This window comes from Acetobacter fallax (assembly GCF_011516735.1).
Lineage (GTDB): Bacteria > Pseudomonadota > Alphaproteobacteria > Acetobacterales > Acetobacteraceae > Acetobacter > Acetobacter fallax.
In genome coordinates this window covers 1-5,710 of the sequence record NZ_WOSX01000084.1, presented here as the reverse complement: position 1 = coordinate 5,710, position 5,710 = coordinate 1, and the positions used below count along the sequence as shown (strand labels likewise).

At 58.9% G+C, this 5,710-nt stretch carries 11 protein-coding genes and 1 pseudogene; 4 read left to right on the top strand and 8 right to left on the bottom strand.

What is annotated here, in order from left to right; translation table 11 throughout:
• Nucleotides 1-434: 434 nt before the first annotated feature.
• From GOB85_RS18220 to GOB85_RS18200, 5 genes are all read right to left on the bottom strand, one after another.
• The gene (locus GOB85_RS18220) at nucleotides 435-623 is read right to left on the bottom strand and encodes a hypothetical protein (protein WP_173578786.1); all 189 of its coding nucleotides are present in this window, start codon (nucleotides 621-623) and stop codon (nucleotides 435-437) included.
• A complete protein-coding gene (locus GOB85_RS18215; RefSeq protein WP_173578787.1) occupies nucleotides 620-1,030 on the bottom strand; it encodes a PIN domain-containing protein in 411 nt (136 codons plus the stop codon). Before GOB85_RS18215 ends, GOB85_RS18220 begins: the two co-directional genes overlap by 4 nt.
• The gene (locus GOB85_RS18210) at nucleotides 1,027-1,299 is read right to left on the bottom strand and encodes an antitoxin (protein ID WP_173578788.1); all 273 of its coding nucleotides are present in this window, start codon (nucleotides 1,297-1,299) and stop codon (nucleotides 1,027-1,029) included. The genes GOB85_RS18215 and GOB85_RS18210 overlap by 4 nt, the downstream gene beginning before the upstream one ends.
• Nucleotides 1,300-1,867: 568 nt before the next feature.
• Nucleotides 1,868-2,365, bottom strand: coding sequence for a hypothetical protein (locus GOB85_RS18205; RefSeq protein ID WP_173578789.1), 498 nt, complete (start codon nucleotides 2,363-2,365; stop codon nucleotides 1,868-1,870).
• Nucleotides 2,365-2,565 (bottom strand): hypothetical protein, encoded by a 201-nt coding sequence (locus GOB85_RS18200; RefSeq protein WP_173578790.1) that lies wholly within the window; start codon nucleotides 2,563-2,565, stop codon nucleotides 2,365-2,367. The genes GOB85_RS18205 and GOB85_RS18200 overlap by 1 nt, the downstream gene beginning before the upstream one ends.
• Here GOB85_RS18200 and GOB85_RS18195 point away from each other — a divergent pair.
• A complete protein-coding gene (locus GOB85_RS18195) occupies nucleotides 2,564-2,755 on the top strand; it encodes a hypothetical protein (protein WP_173578791.1) in 192 nt (63 codons plus the stop codon). The two genes, GOB85_RS18200 and GOB85_RS18195, sit on opposite strands and share 2 nt — an antisense overlap.
• A 155-nt stretch (nucleotides 2,756-2,910) precedes the next feature.
• On the opposite strand, the pseudogene GOB85_RS19500 reads toward GOB85_RS18195, so the two are convergent.
• Nucleotides 2,911-3,177 (bottom strand): annotated as a pseudogene (locus GOB85_RS19500) (HU family DNA-binding protein); the annotation flags it as partial.
• A gap of 109 nt (nucleotides 3,178-3,286) precedes the next feature.
• Between GOB85_RS19500 and GOB85_RS18185 the strand changes: the two are divergent.
• The 3 genes from GOB85_RS18185 to GOB85_RS18175 all read left to right on the top strand — a co-directional run bounded on the left by GOB85_RS18185 (nucleotide 3,287) and on the right by GOB85_RS18175 (nucleotide 4,866).
• Nucleotides 3,287-3,988, top strand: coding sequence for a hypothetical protein (locus GOB85_RS18185; protein WP_173578793.1), 702 nt, complete (start codon nucleotides 3,287-3,289; stop codon nucleotides 3,986-3,988).
• Between the two features lie 15 nt (nucleotides 3,989-4,003).
• Nucleotides 4,004-4,354 (top strand): hypothetical protein, encoded by a 351-nt coding sequence (locus GOB85_RS18180; RefSeq protein ID WP_173578794.1) that lies wholly within the window; start codon nucleotides 4,004-4,006, stop codon nucleotides 4,352-4,354.
• Nucleotides 4,355-4,431: 77 nt separating this feature from the next.
• Nucleotides 4,432-4,866: a hypothetical protein gene (locus GOB85_RS18175; RefSeq protein WP_173578795.1), complete on the top strand. Its 435-nt coding sequence runs from the start codon at nucleotides 4,432-4,434 to the stop codon at nucleotides 4,864-4,866.
• Here the strand turns inward: GOB85_RS18175 and GOB85_RS19495 are convergent.
• Complete coding sequence (locus tag GOB85_RS19495; protein ID WP_242011625.1) at nucleotides 4,839-5,033, bottom strand: hypothetical protein; 195 nt, start codon at nucleotides 5,031-5,033, stop codon at nucleotides 4,839-4,841. The two genes, GOB85_RS18175 and GOB85_RS19495, sit on opposite strands and share 28 nt — an antisense overlap.
• 98 nt (nucleotides 5,034-5,131) lie before the next feature.
• The gene (locus GOB85_RS19490; RefSeq protein WP_242011624.1) at nucleotides 5,132-5,464 is read right to left on the bottom strand and encodes a nuclease-related domain-containing protein; all 333 of its coding nucleotides are present in this window, start codon (nucleotides 5,462-5,464) and stop codon (nucleotides 5,132-5,134) included.
• Nucleotides 5,465-5,710 lie beyond the last annotated feature (246 nt).

The following is a 5,710-nucleotide window of genomic DNA, read 5'->3' as shown; positions in this document are numbered from 1 at the left end:
CTGCGCTCGGGTGATTTCAGTCCAGGCCATCTTGATCTCATCAGGTTATCGCAAACCCATGAATCATAACCCGCTGAAATCACTCAACTCATTTTCGGTCAGACACTTAGACATAACGAGACAGGATACGTTCGATGCAAGGCACGAACAACTCCGTAAACTCTACGAGTGTTGCGAAGCTCTCGAGAAAGAATTAGAAAGCCGGAGGGCCGCTTCGTCATAAGAGAATAGAGGGTTCATTTCTTCATGGAAGTCGTCCGTCACCTGAATCGAAGTCGCCAGATTGTCTGATTCTGAAACCAATCGGGCTTTACTCAAACGATCAATTTAAAGTGCGTAGGTGTTGCCAACGACGATTACATGAACGGCCACTTTCCAGATTATATCGTCCAATAGCCGACCTTCCGCTCTCCCCCCATTGCGGTCAAAGCGCACTATTTTTGCAGCACCATTTCCGCCATTCCCCCCATTGCTGTCCATATCTCGGCCTGCTTCCGGATGATCTGTTCCTGACGTTCTGCAATTTCGTCCATCCGGGAAACCGCCTTCCCGATAGCGCGACTCAAGTCATCGAACGCTCGCAAGCCCGCCTCAAGATCGGCAGTCGTCTGGTTTTCAGTCATGCCAGATCCTCCAGCCAGTTCTCGACCTTCAGCCCTCTGATGCGGCTAAACTCGCGAATGTTGTTCGTCACCAAAGTTACTTTGAGAGTGTATGCATGGGCCGCGATCAGCAGATCATTCATGCCGATTATCTGCCCTGCCGCTTCGAGTTCGGCGCGAATGCCGCCGTATTCGCCATCAGCCGGAATATCGAGCGGCAATATTGGTACAAAAGCCAGCACGCTTTCGACGCGGGCCAGGAGTTTCGCGGAGCCTTTTTTGGCGCATCCGTATCGCAGCTCCGCCGCCACGATGATGCTGGTGCAGAGATCTCCCGGATCGAGATGTTCGATGCGTTGCGCGGCAGGTCCTGATGGATTGCGGACGAGATCGCTGATGATGTTGGTATCGAGAAGATAGGCGCTCACAGGATGTCTTCCGGTCTGGCGGCTACATCGTGAACGTCGGGAAAATCGTCCTCGGGAGCCAGCGGCGGTTCTGTGCGCCATGCAGCGAGGAGTTCCTTCAGTGTAGATGGTGCCTTGACGGGCTCAAGAACCAGCCTGTCACCGTCGCGGCGGATAAGCACGCGGTCTCCCGGCAGTTCAAATTCGACCGGAATGCGTACTGCCTGACTGCGATTATTCCGGAAGAGTTTGACTTCACGGGGCCGTGGATGGGTTTCAGGGACTGGCATGGGGGGGCTCCTGATTGTATATCCCAGATTGTATATGTCTTGGGGGAGGAAATCAAGGTTTTGATTGTCTCGGCGGGTGCGGATTAAATCCAAAGGGAGGAGATTCGTCAGCCTTTCCAGTCATCCTGCGGACACCGTTCGCTACTTCCGACGAAGCTGCCCCTGCTTTCGCAATCACGGCCTGAGAAGTGAAACTATATAAATTGCGCCAGCATATACGGCGCCGGGATCAGGACCAGTGCACACACAACGGCGCGCAATCGTCTGTCTGCATCCGGCGTCAGGATTGCGAGACCGGCTTCAAGATTGAAGAGCATCCAGATCAGCAACAATCCGACGCGGTACCAGCCGGGACTTCGTTTAATACCGCTATAATGAGGACAGCCTGCCCAACCATAAGCGGCGTGACGATTGAGATCGCGCGGCGTGTCGCTGTTCGCGCAGGCTCAAAGACGGGTCCAACGATTTCCTGCAGTATCGGATCCGCTGTTTTGGCATCAGTCATCGGATATACCTCTGTTTGCAGACACAATGGTATAATGTCGGTCGTATTGCTGGCGGTCGTCATTCAGTTTTTAGTCTTTACTTGCTGATCACCGTGACCGAACGTCCTGCGACCGCAAAGGGCTGACGAAGAGGAAAGTTTTCTCTGTCTTGTGTAGCGCCAGCCGAAACGGCCGAGGCGAACAAACAGATAAGCGGCCACGGCCATGCTGAGCAGAAGGCCCCATGCACCGAGGATAGTGTAAAACCGGAAAGCCGCACGAAACTGATCAGGATGCATGGCCATCTGACACAGGTTGAACTGCTCCGTGGTCGCCGGGGCACGGTGAGGCACTGACAGGGGCACAGACGGTAAAGGAAGAGGCCTGGTCCAGGCCCGGCACGCCTCGACAAAAGCCATCGTTCCGTCCCGCATCTGCTGGCTCACTGGCCCCTCGGGCGTATCGATCGTCGGCCGGTTCAGAGGCGCTGGTCCGACGGATGGGCCTGCCATGGCTGTTGCGCAGGGCACGGGCGTCGCCACGAGGATGAGGACTGCCGGAAAGGAAGCGCGGAGCAGCATCACATCGTGCTCCTGGGCGCAGGGTGAGTCGGCGTGAGGCCGTAACCCCATGCCGGGGTCATATCTGTCCGGCGTATGCGTCCGTGCTGCGAAAGCTTTGACCGGACGGCGGTATAGCCGGAGTGAGCCCGTCGGATGACCGCGCATTCGCCTGGTGTGCGTCTGTGCAGCAGCGCGGTGAGGCGGTTATGAGATGTCATGAAGAAGATCTCCTGCTTGTGCGAGGAGATCAGTGTCGGCCACCATCATGCGACCAGTGATAAGAAAATGCGCGGAAAACGTATTGGCCGGTCGCTGATTCGTCAGGCAGCAGGCCTCGCGGCAACGACCGCACGCTCGCTACCCGCTATCTTTCAGGTACCCGCTATCCGTATGGTGGCGCTTGTGTGAAGCCGCCCTCAGGCCGTGCGCCGAGCGCGGGTCTTTTCCGCGGGAGCGGCTGCCGTATCCGCAGCGGCGGCGCTTTTGGCCGGTGATTTCGTGGATGTTCTGACTGACGCCCTGGTCGACGCTTTCTTTGTCCTGGTCGCAGGTTTTGGTGGCGCAACACGCGCCTTCAGCACGGGGGACGCCTTGAAACGAACGGTCCGTCCGGCCTCGACCTGGACCGTTTCCAGAGTGCGGGGATTCAATGCCGTGCGCGCCGGGGTGTCTTTCACCCGAAACGTGCCGAAGCCGGGCAGGGTAAAGCTGCCGGTTTTCTCCAGCTCGGAGACAAGCGCCTCGATCAGATCGTCGGCTGCCTTACCGGCCGCAACGCCGGTGCTTTCCATGCTGTCCTGCAGAACCGCTGCGATGAACGCCTTGCTCATATTGGTGTCGTATCCTCTTTCGGACGGCATTGACGCTGGTGTCGGCCGACACCTCGAAATGCCACAGAAATAGTCTGCCCGTCATCAGGGACGAGGTTTGCGGTCGCATATGACGGATGGTTCCGATCTTTCACGTGGCAGTCGCATGATTCCCGGCCACGCAGGTAGTCCCGAACAAGGAGACATTCATGCCTGTCGCCCATGCCGTTCCATGTCGTTTCGTAAAGACCACACGATGCTGACGGTTCAGCATATCCTGATGGAAGAGGGCTTCCGCACAGCGGTCCAGCTCAGACCACCCATGACGCCGGATCGAAATGAGGGGCTTGCCTGGATTGTCCGGGAGGGTTCCGGGCCGCTTCCCTATGAAGGCTTCTCCGGATGGTGGGCGACGGTGGATTATCCACGCGATGCGCGTGGCCGGATCCTGCCTGGTGGCGCAGCGTTTAGATTGCATTACGGGCGGTATCGCACCAGGCGGCCGATTGTGGTCGGTGCAGTTGCATGGTGCGGGGCGGTCGGTGTGGATCTGTGGCAGGCGGTGAAGACGCTCTTCGAGCAGGGTCGAGAGTCTGGCCAGATCAGCCCGCCTCTCGACGCCCTGCCGTTGCCTCTCGGTCTGGTGGCGCCTGTCGACGCGCCTTGGCTCGCCACCATTATTTCGTCATTTGTGCAGGGTATGGATTACGCGCGGCTGACCCCGCTGCCGCGTATCGTGCATGAGCTTGCCGCCGTTCTGTTTGCCGAGGCCCCGGTTCTGGCGGGGCAGATGTATCCACCCGCGTCACGATTTCCGCTGCCGCTGTTCTGAAAAGGAGATGGCCCTTTGCGTTATACTTCCGGCGTCGTCGCCGTTCTACTCGTTGCCGCGTCTTTCTCCGCCAGCCCAGCCGAGGCCCAGTCCGTCATCGGCAGCCCGGTGACGCCGGCAGGCGGCCGTGCGGCGGGCAAGATGCCCACAACATTCGCAGCCCTTGGCCAGTCCATGGCGCAGCTGCTCGATGATGGCTTCCAGATCGTATCGCTTGCCGGTGAAGATGGTGAAATGGTGGTTCTGCGCAAGGCGTTGCCCGGGCAGCCGGGAAGCAAATGGGTTCGATGCGAGCTGGCTGGTGGCGGTCAGTCAAAACTGATTTACAGCCGGTCGGTCTCATCGGATTGCCGTGCGCTGAACTGATGACTCTCATCCCCTCTGGTTCCGGCCGGGACTTCGGTCTTTAACTGTATCTGTTTTGTTATAAGGACGTCTGATTCATGGCGAAGAAGCCTGCGCCGGCGATTGAGCCTGAGGACTGGTCTGACGAAGAGGCAGGTTTTCTCCCGCCACTTGAACCACCGACGCCGGTGCGGGATCCGAAGGATCTGCGCCCACACACCCGCCAGCTCACAGATATTCTGCGTGCCAAATTCCCGAAACGGTGGGTGGGCGTTGAGATTGGCACGCTGCCGCTTCGTTGCGAGGATGACCTGTTCTCGGATTTCATCAATCTTGGTGATGGCCTTGGAGTGCGTCTGGACTACGATCCCAATGAACCGGATCGGGTTCTCTGGATCAGCGCTGGCAACCGTGATTTCGGCGGCGAACCTGTCGACTTCCCCCGCGACAATGATGCCTGCCGGGGACTGATGCTCACCGACGAGGAAACGACCGAGCTGCTCGACTACCTCGAAGAAGAAATGACCGGCTGAACATCGCGGGACTTCCTGGCATGGCGGGCGAGTTCGATGCGCCGCCATGCTTCCGCCAGCGACCCCTGAGAATCATTGCGCCCGAGACTGCCAAGCAGGGTCTCCAGCGCCGATAGCGAGAGGGTGCGGCTTGCCAGTGCCGGCGACAGGATTGCGGATCCTGCCATTACGACGTGGTTAAAAACCTGAATCGCCGGATCCACGAGACGGACCAGCGCATACACAGCCCGACAATGGCCGGCGTTCTGGATCAGGGGACTGTAGATCAGGCGAGCTGGCGCGTCGGCGTCTTCCCCGGCGAAACGCTGGCGCCATCTTTCGGCCCGGTCAGCTCGCCGCCATAGCGCTTCGTTTCCACGACATGGATGCCGGCTGCGCTGAGAAACAGGTGGTCGATCTGGGTGGTCCGCTCATTTTGAGCGGGCAGGATGACATCGTGGAGAACGAGAAGCCCGCTGCGGTTGAGAACGTCCGCGACGGCGTTCTCGCCCTTGTCACCCTGAATCTCCGCCCGGAAGGACCGCCAGACCGCCTGTTCATGGGGCGTGAGGCGGGGATGTCCGGGGTTTCGAATGCCGCGCCGGCGTAATCTCACCATGAAGCCCACCTGCTCTTGTTACGAATGTCTCCTGCTGGTCTGGCTTAGCTGACACTCATGCGACCCGCCTGGTGGCGGTAATAGGAACGGGAATGGCGTCCTTAGCCGTGCAGAGTAGAGGGACCGCCGCCCAGCTAATACCGGAGGGTCTGGGCTTTGATCTGTGTGAGACAGGCCGGTGCAGGACCCGGCAGGGCTCTGCCCTGGAACCCGGCAAAGGCTCGCCTTTGCAAACCGTTTTATGAT

Excerpts from the sequence above, each read along its gene's own strand:
- GOB85_RS19490 (WP_242011624.1), bottom strand. The coding sequence starts at position 5,464 with ATGGTGAGATTACGCCGGCGCGGCATTCGAAACCCCGGACATCCCCGC.
- GOB85_RS19495 (WP_242011625.1), bottom strand. The coding sequence starts at position 5,033 with ATGGCAGGATCCGCAATCCTGTCGCCGGCACTGGCAAGCCGCACCCTC.
- GOB85_RS18175 (WP_173578795.1), top strand. The coding sequence starts at position 4,432 with ATGGCGAAGAAGCCTGCGCCGGCGATTGAGCCTGAGGACTGGTCTGAC.
- GOB85_RS18200 (WP_173578790.1), bottom strand. The coding sequence starts at position 2,565 with ATGACATCTCATAACCGCCTCACCGCGCTGCTGCACAGACGCACACCA.
- GOB85_RS18195 (WP_173578791.1), top strand. The coding sequence starts at position 2,564 with ATGAAGAAGATCTCCTGCTTGTGCGAGGAGATCAGTGTCGGCCACCAT.
- GOB85_RS18210 (WP_173578788.1), bottom strand. The coding sequence starts at position 1,299 with ATGCCAGTCCCTGAAACCCATCCACGGCCCCGTGAAGTCAAACTCTTC.
- GOB85_RS18220 (WP_173578786.1), bottom strand. The coding sequence starts at position 623 with ATGACTGAAAACCAGACGACTGCCGATCTTGAGGCGGGCTTGCGAGCG.
- GOB85_RS18185 (WP_173578793.1), top strand. The coding sequence starts at position 3,287 with ATGACGGATGGTTCCGATCTTTCACGTGGCAGTCGCATGATTCCCGGC.
- GOB85_RS18205 (WP_173578789.1), bottom strand. The coding sequence starts at position 2,365 with ATGCTGCTCCGCGCTTCCTTTCCGGCAGTCCTCATCCTCGTGGCGACG.